The organism is Leptolyngbya sp. KIOST-1, from assembly GCF_000763385.1.
GTDB lineage: Bacteria > Cyanobacteriota > Cyanobacteriia > Phormidesmidales > Phormidesmidaceae > Nodosilinea.
The window spans coordinates 3,188,667-3,203,063 of sequence record NZ_JQFA01000002.1 but is presented as its reverse complement, the minus strand read 5'-3'; the positions used below and the strand labels follow the sequence as shown (position 1 = coordinate 3,203,063).

The following is a 14,397-nucleotide window of genomic DNA, read 5'->3' as shown; positions in this document are numbered from 1 at the left end:
TCACCTAACGTGTGCTGCAGGGATGGCACTAACCGCTTGCGACCAGCGTCCCTCTACAGAGTGACCTGATTGTAGGGGAATTTGGGTAGGGAAAATTGACAAGCCCGCCCCCGCCTTTGGGTACTCTACGCCTGAATCTCTATCGGGTGTAGCTATGCGGCAGTTTGTAGGGTTGGGCGACTGACGGCGGTGATGGTTCTAGGCCCTCTTCCCATCGGTACCACTGTGGCTTAAAGTCTTGGAGATTGATGGAGGAAGGGAGTAGACACCACCGATGGCTGAAGACTGAGGTCATGTTCATGCTTACCTTACGGTCTGGTAGCAAACTTTACCGGAATTTCGTTAACGCCTCTGACATAATCTCAGAAACTAGAAAATTCACGCAGTAATCTAGAGGTATTCAAGCGGCAGCCCGGTGTAAAAACTGACGCGGACAAGCTTGTCTACCGCCTTTAATAAGGTTGAGGACCGATACTGCCATCGAGACCGTGCATCTTCCAGCTTCGTACTCTAGCTGTTGGTTATTTTCCAAAGTTTTTCTCATCCCAACCGATGGGGGGCTACACGCGTAGGCCTATCCGGGGATGGGGCAAGGGCGGTGAATCCGTGAAGACAAAAGCGACCTATAACAATCGAATCACTACCGCCGACGAGCAGCGCCTGTACAGTCATCTGCTGGCCTGTGTGGCGGTAGAGTCTCCCGATGCGATGATTGATCGATTTCAGTCATTGTTTTTGGATGGATGCGGCTACCCCGATCGCGATGTCGTAGCTGCCCTCGACCGCCTCCTCGCCAGTCCCGAAATTGAAGAATACTTCCGCTTCGTTCTCAATCGCTGCTGCCACATTCTGATCAATCGCTGGCAGACCAACACCCAGCTACAGCCGGCCATTCCCATTTTAGTTGAGCTACTGGAGTCAGTCCCCAACGATCGGGTGCTGGAACTGTCGCGATCGCGATCGGTTCGGCGTCTGCGGCAGGTCACCCACGGGTTCCGCGACACCGAGCAGTATCTAGCTCTGAAGCGCCTGGCCCGCATCATTGAGGCGCGGCACTCTGCCCTACCCCGTCCCCGCCAGGCCGAGGCGGTGCCCCTGGGCTCACTGATCAACCGCTATCCCTACCTCTACGAACACTGCCTGGTGACCGAAGACAGCGACCTCCAGCATCAGCAGTACGTGCGCTCCATACAGGTGGAGGCCCAGCACAAGTTTGAGGTCGATCTGACCCACTACGTCACCTATCGAATGCGCCAGGGGAGGCTGCATCGCCAGGGGCAGACGGACGGCATCCAGAAGCTGCGGGTGGTGCCCAATCCCACCCTGCTGAACGATCAGGACCTGGTTTCCTCCCTCAAGCACTTTGCCCGTCGCCGGGACCACGGCCCGAGCTACCGTGACGGAGCCCAGCGCTTTTTACTCACCCACAACCAGGGGGCCTCGTTCCGAGAATTTAAAGAAGACCTGTTTGACTACATCATGGCTGACGTGAACGTGGGCTACAGCCAGCGTCAGTTCAAATCCATGCTGGAAGACCATCTGCTTTCAACGTTTTCTGACAGCGACGGTCGGCCCGTAGATGACTTCCTCCGGGTGCGCACCTGCAGCAATCTGTTCAATTTTCTGGTGGTTGATCCTACTGCCGGCCGCCAGCACTACGTTTTCCTCGACTTGATCAACAATTTGGGGCCGGTACAGACCACCGGGTTGCTGCTGAGAATTTTGCTGATCTGCCACAAGGTGAAGCCTTTTCTGGAGCGGCGCTTCTCCGTGTTGTTCAACCACTACGAAACTGCCTCCAGCGAAACAGTAGCCTGGCTGGTCAACATGTTTGAAAATATCAACATTGCCCTTAGCCTCAACTTTGGCAGCGTTGATCTCTCCCATACTCACTCCCGCTAGTCGAAGGCGGTTGCCGAAGACGGTGTTAAAGTCGTACCACGCACCGAAGATCTCCGTCAGTCACCATGTACGACCTTGTTTCTGCCGCTCTGGGCGCCCAGCAGCTTACCCAGGCTGCTCAGCTGATCAAGCAGTGGCAGCAAAAGACCCCCCAGGATCCGTGGCTGAAGCTGGCTATTGGGCAGTACTGGGAGGCCAAGGAGGAGTTTGAAAAAGCTCAGGTCACCTATACCCGGCTGCTCCAGAGTACCGCCAACCCCAAGGTGATGCTGAATGCGCGCGAGGGCGTGCGGCGGGTGCGCGATCGCCTGGCCCAGCGCCGCGAGCACGAACTCCTGGCCGCCAAGCAGCAGCCGGGCGCGACCACGGCGGCGGTGCTGGCCCTGGAACCGGTAACAGGCGATCGCCGGGAGGCCGCGGCCCAAGGCCTGGCCCGCGTCATGCAGATTGACGCCTACACGGCCCGCACTCGTCTGCCCAGCAAGTCCTGGCGACTGCTGCGGGTGGGGCCAGCGGGAGAACTGCAGTACTTCTGTGAGCAGCTACAGGCGGTGGGCACCCCGGCCCGCTGGGCCACGACCGACCAGGTAAAGGGGTTGTCCACTTTTCGAGTGCAGGCAATTCAGGCGCTGGAGCCACAGCTGACGGTGGTATGCCAAAACCAGGCTGGTCAGCAGGGCACTATTCAGCTCGCCTGGGATGACATTACGCAGTGGGTGGTAGGGCAGCTACCCATCTATGAATCGGTTGTAGATCTAGATGCCCGGGGCAAGCTCAAGCGCAAAGACGCCACCCAGGACTTCAGCGAGATCATTGATTGGCATTTGCACCAGCGAGGCTGTGTGCTGCGGTTTTGCGATCGCACCTACAAATACCGCGATTCTGTGTCCCTGCCTCCGGGGGCGGTGCCTTCCTCACCGCTGATTGCCTCGGCCACCTGGAAAGCGATGCGAGCTTACTTTGAAGACTGCATTGCCCCAGCACCAATCACTGACTTTAATGGATTCGGGGAAAGCGCCCTCGAGCTGATCGAGCTGCTGCCTCCCTTTGAGACCCACATCGACCTGGCGCGATCGCTGCCCTCGGCCTGGGATGTGGGCTTTCATCTCTACAGCAGCCTCAGGTTTTTTGCTGCCGCCCCAAACCCGACCTAAAGCAAACCCGGATCCGCTGATGGCAGATCCGGGTTTGTCATGGAGTATACATACGATCCGGCGATCGCTCAACACCCAGACCGTGGGATCAAGTTTGGCCAAAAGCCCGGTATATCAAGCTTTGCCAAGCCCGACCCAAAAGCCAGGCTAGGGGCTGTAAGCCTTGATTTCTGAGCGTTTAGCGCTAATTGACGACAGCCCCTAGTGATCTGTCAGGACTAAATTTGTAGGTTGGGTGGCGCGCTAGCAGAACCCAATAAAGCTAGCTGCTGTTGGGTTTCACTTCGTTCCACCCAACCTACGAGAACCCTAAATTTTAGTGTTGACGTTGCACTAGCTGCGGTGGTGAGTTAGCGGGCCTTGACCTGTTTGGCCATATCCATAAAGGGCGACAGGCTGGGGCCGGGACGGCGACGGCGAGGCAGAGCCGTACCCACGCTGGTCAGATAGTTGGTGGCAAAGCCAGTGGGCACGGGCCCTGCGGGCGTCGCTGGGGCGGGGGCTTTGGCCTCCTTTTGGGCCGGAGCCTTGGCGGCTGGAGCGGCAGTTTTAGTGGCCTGGCTAGACGCCTTCGCCGGAGCGGCTTCTACAGCCTTAGCCGCGGGAGCGGGTTCGCTGGGGGCGATCGCAGGCTGGCTGCCGCTGTCAACCTCATCGAGTTCCATGAAAAATTCAGACTTTTTGCCCAGACCCACCAGACCGCCAACGGTCTTGAAGATGCCGCCAATCAGCCCAAAGATAGCCCCAAAAATAGCCTTGATTAAACCCATGGGTATGTCCTTGAAGAATCTGCGTTGTTGATCTAATTATCAAGTTCCGTTACGCCTCATCACAAGGCGACGGAGTAACTAGATACAAAAGTTAATTTGTCTCTCAGGGATCCTACTTGCCGACAGGGTGGGTCAAAGACGGTCGGTGGACTGGGTGCGATCGCCTGGCGGGTGCAATCTATCCCAAGCCTGGGCGCCGAAGTCACCGTCGACCTCTATTTTTCGTGAGCAAAGCAAATTTGTGTAAGCAGACCCTTTATTTCTCTTAAAACTTCGTTAGCATAATTAATGACGAAGTTAACTTTTATTAATCCCATGATTGCTCAGCAACGCATCCTATCCCTTGGCCGCCTTGCGCTTCAGCCAAATCAGTCCGTAAATATCGGTTTTCAGATTTCCTGGACAATTCTGAGAGTTGTAGCCGGTATCGTTATGATTCATAACGGTCTCGACAAGCTGGCCAACATCGAAAGCTTCGCCCAGGCCTATGTGGCCTACCTGGGGCTGCCCTTTCCCATTACTCTCAGTTACATGGCCGCCTTTACCGAGCTGATTGGCGCTCCTCTGGTCGCTCTGGGCCTGTTCACCCGACCCGCCGCCCTGGGCCTGTTTTTTACCATGACGGTAGCCATGTACCACCACGTTAAAGTGGCAGGGCTGAGCATTCCCTACCTGGAGCTATCGGCCCTCTACGCAGCCACCTTCCTCTTCTTTGCCATCAATGGCGGCGGCCGATTTTCTGTGGATGCGCTGTTGACCAGGTTGCTGGGTGGTCTGCTGACACAGCAGGCGGACGGTAAGCGGGCGTCCCTGGAAACTGTCTTTCAGCTCTCGGATGACGCTAAGGCCGAAACCAAATCCGGTCTGTAGGTTTCCCATGCGTTCTTGCAGCCCCAGGTCGACTTTTACCTGGGGCTTTTGAGAGGCTGATGCTGCTTTAGGTATGGGGTTCGCCAAACAGCACCAGGGAGCAAGTCGCTTCGTCGATCACCTGGTGGGTAACATCGCTCACCGCTAAGCCGCCCGCCGTGCGTCGCCGCATCGATCGCAGCACAATCATGTCGTGGGATTGAGCGGTTTCGAGAATGACATCGGCGGGGTTGTCGCCAGGAAGAGTGCGCAGGTTCCAGCTAATTTGGGGACCTTCGGTCATGGCCTTACTGAAAGCGGTCTCTAGGGCTTTAACCTGATCGTCGGGGGTGTGGCGATCGCACACGTGCAGCAGAGTTACTGAAGCATTGTGAGTGTCGGCAAACACTTGGGCAAAGCGCACCGTGCGGACGGCCTGGGGAGTGACCGTTTTCATTGGCACCAGAATGCGGTGAATGTGGATCGGCTCGGTGAGCAGACGGGCTACGGCAACCGGGCAATGACTAGACCAAAACACCTCATCCACCAGGGTGCCAAACAGTCTGGCCCGAAACCCTCGACGACTCCAGCCCAGTAAAATTAGGCTGGCGTTTTGTTCACGGGCGGTGCGAGTAATCCCTTCCGAGACGTCGTCATCAATCCGCAGCACCGAGTAAGCCTGAGCGTTGAGATCCTGGCTCAGGGTTTCTGCCTTGTGCAGCAGCTTGCGACACTGCCCCAGGGTATTTACCAGGTTGGGGTCATCCATGTGTACGTGGGCGCGGGCTACCGTAACCGGAATGACAAAGCCCTTTTCGTGGCTCGCTAGCAGAGCCGCCATCTCAATCAGGTAGCGCTGGGTTACGGGGTTGTAGATGGGCACCACCACAGTAAAAGGGCCAGTAATGTCTGAGCCCTGGTGGTTGTCAGGGTTCGCTCCGTAGTCAAACCACAGCGAAGCCGTCTCGACGCGGGGCAGCTTGGGATTGATCAGCCGACCCGCAAAGCGAGCGGTGAGCAGTGGCCCGACTACCGACGTGACCAGCATCATGACAATCACGGCATTAAATTCCAGACCTGAAATAATGCCCTGTTGCAAGCCGACCAGGGCTGCAGCCAGAGTCGCCGCCACCTGAGGCATCGACAGCGACCACATGGTCAACACCTGGGACCAGCTGTAGCCGTAGAAGGGCTTGGTGGCCATTGCTGCTACAAACTTGCTGAGGATGAGGGTGCCCGTCAGCGCCAGGGTAAAGGCCAGGTTGGTCGTCATCGACTCCACAAAGACTTGCAGGTCGAGCAGCAGCCCCATGCAGACAAAGAAAAATGGAATGAATAGCACCCCGCCGACAAACTCCACTTTTTCTTTGACCGGGCCGTTGCCCACCACATCGTTGACCGCCAGCCCAGCCAAAAACGCCCCCACAATTTTGTCCACGTTGATCAGCTGCGATCCCACCGCCGCCAAAAAGACCGCCGCCAGCACGAATAAAAACTGGTTACCCTCGCGATCGCCGTTGCGTTGAAAATACTGCTTGCCGGCCCAGTCGATGCCCACCAGCACGGCAATGGCGAAAATTCCCAGCATGAACAACTGGGTCGCTACAGTCTGCGCCGAGAATTCTCCGGCCTCGGCGGCAACGCACATGGCCAAAACCAGCAGCGCTCCAATATCGGTAAAGATGGTGGCGCCAACGGTAGCGGTTACAGCCGGTTCTTTGGTTACCCCCAGCCGCATCACAATTGGGTAAGCCAGCAGGGTGTGGGAGGCCAGCAGCGATCCTATTAGCACGGCTGCAATCCAGTCGAAGCCAAAGGCCCGGCTGAGCAGCAAGCCTGTGGTGAGGGGCACTGCAAAGGTGGTAAAGCCAAACCCCAGGGAGCGGTTGCGGGTGCGCTTAAAGTCTTTAAGGTCAATCTCTAGCCCAGCCACAAACATGAGGTAGATTTTGCCCACGTCAGATAGCAGGGTTTCCACATCGCCAGCGGGATCGAGTAAACCCAGGACGCTGGGGCCTAGGATGACCCCCGCCGCTAGCAGCCCCACCAGTCCCGGCAACCGCAGCCGCTCAAAAATGGGCGGAATAATCAGTGTGACCAGCAGCAGCACCGTAAATGACACGATGGGGCTGTCGGGTAGAAAGTTCAGCAGTCCGTTCACGACAGCGCCTCCATTACCAATTGTCCATGCCGCTGGCACGCCACCCCAACGATGAAAAGCTGGGCTCTTTTCAGGGCAAATCCGAATCGCATAACTCCGGTGAAAACAGGAGGTTTGCGCAGGGGCAAACGGCGTTTGACCGGCCCCACCGAGGGTAGCCAAGGCGAATTTAGTATAAGGCTTTGTAGCCATAGCCAGAACAGTCAGGCCATGGCCGATCCGCTTTAGATGGTGGCTGAAGGCCGTTGCGCTGCCCCTGGTCGCAACCGTGGTAAGGGAGCAATAGGCCAAACGATGGCCCTCGCTACCATTGCAGCGCGATGAACGATCGCAGCGAGCGCCAGCAGAGCGCTGCCTTCGCGATCGCCCCAGACCAATTAGAAAATGTCTCAGGCGGACTGACTAGAGCCATCCCACTAGAGGGCTGTCTAACCGATTTCACAGAGTGGGGTACGGGCTTACCGAATGGCGACTAAGGAAGGTACCTCCCGCAGCTTTTCTAACCCCTGGGCCAGACAAGCTATATGGCGATCGCTGTCGTGTCGCTCCTGGGCGATCGCCGCCGCCATTTTACCCAGGCGATCGGCCTGCTCTGGATGGTCTAAAAGCTGCTCAATGGCCTGGCGCATGGCCACTGCATCTCCAGGTTTGACTTGAACCACTCCCCCATTGTCGGCGAGGTAAACCCCTAGGCCCTCGGTCTGGGTGACCACTACTGGCCGGGCACAGGCCATTGCTTCCATCATGCCCTGCACACCGGCGGCATAGCGGTTAGGAAAGGTTGAAACAACCACAACATCCGCATCGCGATAGAGTTGCAGCAGATCAGGCCATTCGTAGAACTGGCGACTCATGTTAGCGGGCAGCACCTTTGGAAAAGCCTTCTTAAGATTCACAGCATCCTGAGAAAAGCCGGTGACCTTAACGTCCACTGGCAGATCCTCCGTTGCGGCCGCCAGAGTGCGATAGTCTCGTTTCTCCAACCCAGCACTTACAATGATGGGTCGCCGCTTTCGGGGCGACGGTGGACCCGGCGAAAAGAAATTGAGGTCGGTTTGATCCCAAACAAAGCTCACTCGTTCATCGGGGAGCTTAAGGAACTGCTTCAAGAACTCTGCTTGGTGCTGAGAGCAGGCTGCAAACCAATCTACCTTAGAGGCTGCCCGGAGCACCCGGAGCGCAACGCGGCTGCGGGGGCGATCGAGATTGTGGGCAAAGATAGCGAGCTTAGGCCGGTTCGGACGGTCTTTCAGCAGCCCAGCCAGAGGCAACCCGGCGGCAGCACTGTTGCAAAAAACCGTATCCTCTGGGCCAAACTGATGAACAAGTTTTCGAGCGAAAGCCCAGTTTTGTGGAGAGCCTATCAGCTTGCTCAGGAGGTAATCTTGGCGGTTCGTGGGCAGTTGCTCAGGAGGGGCATGAACGGTGGCCCCCAGGCGTTTAGCCAACTGCCCCATGGCATGGCGGGGAGACAGTCCCAACCTGGCTTGCTCAGCTTGGGCAGCTAAATCCATCTCGCGATGGAGCACAATGTGATAATTCATATAATTGAGATGCTTTGGAGACAACTATACGGAACGGGCTCAATGTTCGATCAACATTGTCCTGGCATGCTCACCCTACACTCCCCCAAGAAAGCTGGGATCGCCATAGTTTGAAGCGATATTGCTGGACTATTCTCCACCCTGGAATGTATCCGCCTGTTTAACCTGTCTTCGACATCAGTCTATGACTGCGGAGAGCTTTGGTTAGCCTCTAGAAACTATGGCAAAGAATTTGCGATCGCACCTGTCAAAAGGTATAGAAGCTAATTCCTTGTTGTGCTGTCTGCTGACATTAGCTGATTACAGGAGTGAATTATTTCCTTAAGAACGATGGGTTAACAAGGGAAATATTGAAGGCTTCAATACGGCGACCAAGACTACAAATAGTGTTTCTATTTTATTAGCTTGCTAAGGCTAAAGATGGTGGTGTAATTGACTAAGTGCCGATGAAGAACAGATTAAAACTGAAGCAAAGCAAGGTTGGGAATTATTTTGCTGTACTTTCTAGAACAAAGAGGTTAGATAAGAAAATTTTGTATCTAATGTCCTTTTCTAAGGTGGAAAAAAGGAAGCATGGCCTATCGCTACCGCCCAGCAGACAGCCTATGAAACCATTGCAGGAAAGGTTTTTCTTACCGCAAAGTCCCACCACAAATTGTCTGTCAGCAGAGAAGTGCCTTTTCCCGGCGTTGCTGGTTATGAATCGGGGTTGTGTAATTCGGATTTGGTATAACACCCTTTTTCCCAGTGCTGGGGTTCTTTAGAGCCATCGCTCGTGGGGCAAGGCGATGGCTCTGGGGCCTGAGGGCTCTAGAAGCTTAAATCCCCAGGCGCTGGTAAACCTGATCGAGATTGCGCAGGTGGCGATCGGGGTTAAAGCAATGGTCAAGCTCTTCAGGCGATAGATGACTTGCAACCTGTGGGTCAGCCTCAATCAACGCCCTAAAGTTACCGTCGTCGGTATTCCAGGCCTGGTGGGCGCACCCCTGGACGATCGCGTAGGCCTCTTCGCGGGATAGCCCCTTGTCGACGAGGGCCAGCAGCACCCCCTGGCTAAACACCACACCGCCGTAAACATTCATGTTGCGGGTCATATTCTGGGGGTAGACCAGCAGGTTTTTCACCAATTCAGTGGTCTCCACCAGCATGAAGTGGGTGAGGATGCAGCTGTCGGGGAAGGCCACCCGCTCCACGGAACTGTGGGAGATGTCTCGCTCGTGCCACAGGGCTACGTTTTCCAGGGCGGCCATGGCATTGCCCCGCAAAATCCTAGCCATTCCGGTCAGGCGCTCGGAGCGAATGGGGTTGCGCTTGTGGGGCATGGCCGAGGAGCCCTTCTGTTTTTTGGAGAAAAACTCTTCGACCTCCAGCACGTCGGTGCGCTGGAGGTTGCGGATTTCTACCGCAAACCGCTCGATGGAGGCTCCTAGTAGCGCCAGAGCGTTCATAAACTCCGCGTGAATATCGCGGGAGATCACCTGGGTGGAGGCGGTATCGGGGCGCAGACCCAGATTTTGGCAGGCCAGGGCCTCGATCTGGGGGTCAATGTTGGCGTAGGTGCCCACCGCGCCGGAGATCTTGCCGACGGCGATCGCATCCTGCAGATGAGCCAGCCGCTCGCGGTGGCGCAGCATTTCCGCCAGCCAGCCCGCCAGCTTAAACCCAAAGGTAATGGGTTCGGCGTGAATACCGTGGGATCGCCCGATCATCACCGTGTCGCGGTGCTCCTGAGCCCGGTAGCGAATGGCCTGGATCAGCTTCTCCACGTGGATCATAATCACCTGGAGACTGTCGACGAGCTGAAGCGACAGGGCTGTGTCCAGCATGTCGGAACTTGTCATGCCCAGGTGGATGTAGCGCCCCACATCGCCCACGTACTCGTTGAGATTGGTGAGGAAGGCGATCACGTCGTGGCGCACCTCAGCCTCGATCTCGAGAATGCGCTTGGGGTCGAATTTGGCCTTGGCCTTGATCTCCGCTACCGCTTCCCGGGGAATATAGCCCAACTCGACCTGAGCTTCGCACACGGCGATCTCGACCCGCAGCCAGGTTTTGAACTTGTAGTCGTCGGTCCAGAGGTCGCCCATTTCGGGCAGAGTATAGCGTTCAATCAAGGCTTTGGTCTGAATACAACCGTCCCATTTTACCCGGCTGTTCTCCGGGATGGAGAATTGCCGCACTATACTTCATCCCGACCTGGGACCGCGATCGCCAGGACCACGGTCTCCTCCAGCCAAAACCAGTGCTCTGTCAAACCTAGGTTTGTAGGTTGGGTGGGGCGCTAGCAGAATCCCAAAAGGCTGACTGTCGTTGGGTTACGCTCCGCTTCACCCAACCTACGGGAACCCTAATTTTTAGCTTTGACGCTGCCATAGCGGCATTTTGCCGCTATGGCAAGCGCTCAGCGTTTTGCTGGGCGTAGCTCAAGTTGGGCTGGTACTCTACGGCTTTTTGTTGAGCCGTGGCGTAGTTGGGGTCAGAGTCGGGAACCCGCTGCATCAGGTCAATTGCCAGGGCCCAGGTGTCGGCCACCTCCTGCCATTGAGCCGATGTTGCCGCTGTCTGAGCCTGGTTGGCCGCTGTCTGGGCGGCGTTGACCGCCTGCCGGAAGAGGTCAGCCTCGGCCACGACCTCAGGATCCGCTGGCAGCGAGTCTAGATTTGGGGCCGCAGGCTCGGTGACTGTGGGTTCGCCTGTACCCGGCTGCCGCAGCCGCCCCAGCAATCCATTCAGCAGTAGCCCCGCCAGGGCCAGCACCAGGGCCCCCAGTCCCAGCCCTAGAATGAGTCGCAGGGGCAGACCGGATCCGCCCGATCGCCGTACGCTGCCGTCGTCGTTAAATTGATCGGGGGTGAGCGAAACGTGAGTTGAGGGATCTGAGCCAAATTCCTGAATAAAATCGTCGGTGGCATCGGGCTCATCGTCCATGGGGGCTGTGCCGTTGCGGTCTTGAATAAAGCCGTTACTGTCCTGCCCGCTGTCGCTAAAGGCATCGACTCCAAAGTTATCGTCGCCAAAGTCCGGGCTGTCAAAGTCGGCATCATCCCCAAAGTCTGGGCTATCAAAATCCGTTTCCCCGTTGAAGCTGCCGACATTAAAGCCGGGGGTTTCAAATCCAGCAGTACCAGCAAAATCACTGCCCTCCAGCTCCACCGATTCAAAGGCTAAGTCCTCGTCTGATTGATCGCTAAACCCCAGAGGAACAGGGGAGGGTTCGGCGTCGAACTCGGAGTAGCTCTCAACGGGCTGCTCCAGGAAGGTATCGTCATAGGCGTTTAGCGGACTGGGGCTGTCGTCCAGGGCAAGATCGGGGGCAAAATTTCCCGCTGCTGTCTGATCTAGCTCCATGGTAGAGAAGGGCAAATCGGTGTCCTGGTCCGGAGCAAACCCTGGGGTGGTACTGGTATCAAATGTTTCAGGGAAGCTTTCTGCCGCAAAGTCGGGAGTGGCGCCAAAGTAGGGAGCCTCGTTTTCTACAAAGGCCTCTGCTTCAAAGGGGTTGGCAACCGAATCTAAACCATCATCTAAACCATCAGCTGGTGCGTCTAGAACCAGATTGGGGTCAAATTCGGTGCCCAGATCGGCCTCGGCTACGCCGCTCAGGTCGACAGCGAGATCTGGGTCAAAGCTGCTATCGGCGTCTTCCCAGGCTGGCATAGCCAGGTCCCCAAGCTCAGCCTCTGCCCCAGGGACCGCCCAGTCTGCTTCCGGCTCCGCCCCAAAGGCTGGGTCAACAGCAGCGTCCGGGTCTTCGACGGCAAACTCCTGATTGGCAGACAAAGCATCGCCGAGGGGATCTTCATTCAGCTGGTCGGCGGAAAAATCCTCCGTGACCCCCAGGTCTACCTGATCGCTGAAGGGGACGCTTAAATCTTCGCCGTTGTCCAGGGCCATGGGGTCAAAGTCAGCGGTGACATCCCAACTGGCATCGGCCTCATCCCCCAAAGGGAAATCAGTGGTGGGCTGGTCCCAATCGTCGGTAAGGGGCTCCGCTGCCAGGTCGAGATCGGCAGCCGCGCCCAGGTCTTCAAAGACGCTCTCCTCAGGGGTGGTCAGCGGCGGGGGGAAGTCGTCGGTTTCCAGAGCCTCAGGCAGAGCCTGATCAACGGTTCCTAGATCGTCCGTTCCTAGATCGTCCGTTCCTAAATCGTCCCATGCGTCCGTACTCGGGCTGTCGACGGTCAGGTCGGTATCGAACGCGGCCAAGTCATCGACGGCGGCGAAGTCGGCGGCTGCAGGTGCAGGGGTACTGGCCTCGGCATCGTTCCACAGATCGTCTAGATCGGTGTCAATGTCGGGGGCTTTCACCGCCGCTGGGGTGTTGAAGTCAAAGCCGGAGTCAGTTGGGGGAGGCTCAACGCCTGCGATCGCGTCCAAGTCATCGGTTGCATCCAGATCCAGCCCTGCGTCGTCGTCGAAGTCGCTAAGCTCTTGGTCCAGCTCGTTATCAGTCTCTAGACTCGCTGCTGGGCTCACGTCTGGAACTGCCGCTTCGCCATCAAAGTCCAGGTCAAAATCGGCGGTGTCAAACCCCAGGTCGGTGCTGAAGTCATCCTGTGTGAAACCTTCGGTCGCCCCCAAACCCAGGTCTAGATCAGTGCTACTCGTGTCTGGGTCAGCGTCAGCAAAGCTCAGATCGAGGTCGAAGCCAGCGGTCTCCAGCTCCAGTTCCTCGGCGGCACTGGCTGCGCCCAGGGGATCGGCTGCATCAAAACTGAGGTCCAACCCGTCGGCGGTAGGTTCTTCGGCCCAGTCCAAATCTAGTTCGGCGGCATCGGTGGTGCTCTCGCTCAGCCCCAGGTCAAAGTCCAGGTCGCTGGTGGGGGTAGATTCGGCAGTCTCCTGGTCAAAGTCCAGATCGAGGTCCAGATCTGTGCCTGGTTCTTCTGTGCCTAGAGCGGCGAGGGCATCGGCTTCAGACGATCCGTCGCTGAGGTCGAGGTCGAAATCTAGATCGAGATCCTCAGCTTCGGCGGCAGATTCGGTGTTGGTTTCAGTGAGACCGAGATCAAAGTCGAGGTCCGCTGGCTCGGCGGCAGGCTCGGCGGTGTCGGTGAGCCCCAGATCAAAGTCAAGGTCCGCTGGCTCGGCGCTAGGCTCGGCGGTGTCGGTGAGCCCCAGATCAAAATCGAGGTCGACGGGGCTGGCGGGGCTGTCGTCACTAAGCCCCAGATCCAGGTCGAAACTGTTCTCACTGGCCAGATCGTCACTCAGGCTGCTACTCAGGTCATTGCTGCCAAAGTCGTTGCTGCCCAGATCGAGGTCGAGGGCAGCGTCGGTACCCTCGTCAAAGGTAAGGTCGAGGCTGTCTGCGAGGGCCGGTTCGGCGTCGGCATCGCTCAGATCGCCCAGATCGAGACCAAAGTCGCTGTCGGTAAAGTTCAACTCAAAGTCAGCAGGCGCTTCTGGCCCCGGTTCAGCATCGCCAAGATCCAAATCCAGGTCCAGATCGGTGCCGCCCAGCGCGGCATCTAACCCGTCGAGATCGCCAAATTCGGTGGTATCCAGCGCTGAACTGTCGAGGTCTAGCCCCAGATCTAGGTCGTCGCTGGGGAGATTGTCTGCCGCGATCGCATCTCCGGCGGCGGTGTCGAAATTTAAATCAAAATCCAGGTCGTTGGGGGCCGTTTGCAGCACCAGATCTTCACGCCAGGCGCTGGTGTCGGACCCCGACTGCTTGCCGCTCACCGTCAGGTGGTGAACCGTCGCCAGCTCCAGTCCGGTAATCCCTTTTTTGACGTAGGCAACCAGATCGGCCTGATTGGGAATTTCAGCCCCTTCGAGGTTGACCTGGAGCGTACTTTCCTGCTGCACCACATGGGCGGTAATGCCCTGGGCCTCGAGATGGCGATTCATCAAAGCCGCGATCGCGTCTGGGTCACCCTGGCGGGCCAATTGCAGAACATTGGGAGGCGTAGTAGACATAGAGGTCTATTGAATTCGATGAATTCAGCGCAAGGGCCGGAGAATTCCCTATAGTATGCCCGTGCCGACTGATATTGGCACAATCAACCTTT

Annotated in this window: 8 protein-coding genes; 3 read left to right on the top strand and 5 right to left on the bottom strand. The window is 57.2% G+C overall.

Going from position 1 to position 14,397, the window contains the following annotated elements:
* Positions 1 to 606: 606 nt before the first annotated feature.
* Both NF78_RS14110 and NF78_RS14105 read left to right on the top strand, forming a co-directional pair.
* The gene (locus tag NF78_RS14110) at positions 607 to 1,902 is read left to right on the top strand and encodes a hypothetical protein (protein WP_035987327.1); all 1,296 of its coding nucleotides are present in this window, start codon (positions 607 to 609) and stop codon (positions 1,900 to 1,902) included.
* A gap of 65 nt (positions 1,903 to 1,967) precedes the next feature.
* Positions 1,968 to 3,056, top strand: coding sequence for a hypothetical protein (locus NF78_RS14105; RefSeq protein ID WP_052050414.1), 1,089 nt, complete (start codon positions 1,968 to 1,970; stop codon positions 3,054 to 3,056).
* 350 nt (positions 3,057 to 3,406) lie between these two features.
* Here NF78_RS14105 and NF78_RS14100 read toward each other — a convergent pair whose 3' ends face one another.
* Positions 3,407 to 3,826 (bottom strand): hypothetical protein, encoded by a 420-nt coding sequence (locus NF78_RS14100; RefSeq protein ID WP_035987324.1) that lies wholly within the window; start codon positions 3,824 to 3,826, stop codon positions 3,407 to 3,409.
* A 432-nt stretch (positions 3,827 to 4,258) separates the two neighbouring features.
* Here NF78_RS14100 and NF78_RS14095 point away from each other — a divergent pair, with 432 nt between their 5' ends.
* Positions 4,259 to 4,696 carry a DoxX family protein gene (locus NF78_RS14095; protein WP_412768523.1) on the top strand — a complete coding sequence of 146 codons (438 nt, stop codon included), beginning with the start codon at positions 4,259 to 4,261 and terminating at the stop codon, positions 4,694 to 4,696.
* 67 nt (positions 4,697 to 4,763) lie between these two features.
* Here NF78_RS14095 and NF78_RS14090 read toward each other — a convergent pair whose 3' ends face one another.
* The 4 genes from NF78_RS14090 to NF78_RS14075 form a co-directional block, all read right to left on the bottom strand.
* Positions 4,764 to 6,836 (bottom strand): cation:proton antiporter, encoded by a 2,073-nt coding sequence (locus tag NF78_RS14090; RefSeq protein ID WP_035987318.1) that lies wholly within the window; start codon positions 6,834 to 6,836, stop codon positions 4,764 to 4,766.
* A gap of 458 nt (positions 6,837 to 7,294) precedes the next feature.
* Positions 7,295 to 8,380 (bottom strand): glycosyltransferase family 4 protein, encoded by a 1,086-nt coding sequence (locus tag NF78_RS14085; protein WP_072016079.1) that lies wholly within the window; start codon positions 8,378 to 8,380, stop codon positions 7,295 to 7,297.
* Between the two features lie 818 nt (positions 8,381 to 9,198).
* The gene (gene purB, locus NF78_RS14080; RefSeq protein WP_035987315.1) at positions 9,199 to 10,494 is read right to left on the bottom strand and encodes an adenylosuccinate lyase; all 1,296 of its coding nucleotides are present in this window, start codon (positions 10,492 to 10,494) and stop codon (positions 9,199 to 9,201) included.
* A gap of 274 nt (positions 10,495 to 10,768) precedes the next feature.
* On the bottom strand, positions 10,769 to 14,305 hold the full coding sequence (locus NF78_RS14075) for a hypothetical protein (RefSeq protein WP_156119765.1): 3,537 nt from the start codon (positions 14,303 to 14,305) through the stop codon (positions 10,769 to 10,771).
* Positions 14,306 to 14,397: the final 92 nt, after the last annotated feature.

What these genes read in the sequence shown, in the direction of transcription:
- NF78_RS14085 (WP_072016079.1), bottom strand. Translation starts at nt 8,380, where the DNA reads ATGAATTATCACATTGTGCTCCATCGCGAGATGGATTTAGCTGCCCAA.
- NF78_RS14095 (WP_412768523.1), top strand. Translation starts at nt 4,259, where the DNA reads ATGATTCATAACGGTCTCGACAAGCTGGCCAACATCGAAAGCTTCGCC.
- NF78_RS14100 (WP_035987324.1), bottom strand. Translation starts at nt 3,826, where the DNA reads ATGGGTTTAATCAAGGCTATTTTTGGGGCTATCTTTGGGCTGATTGGC.
- NF78_RS14105 (WP_052050414.1), top strand. Translation starts at nt 1,968, where the DNA reads ATGTACGACCTTGTTTCTGCCGCTCTGGGCGCCCAGCAGCTTACCCAG.
- NF78_RS14075 (WP_156119765.1), bottom strand. Translation starts at nt 14,305, where the DNA reads ATGTCTACTACGCCTCCCAATGTTCTGCAATTGGCCCGCCAGGGTGAC.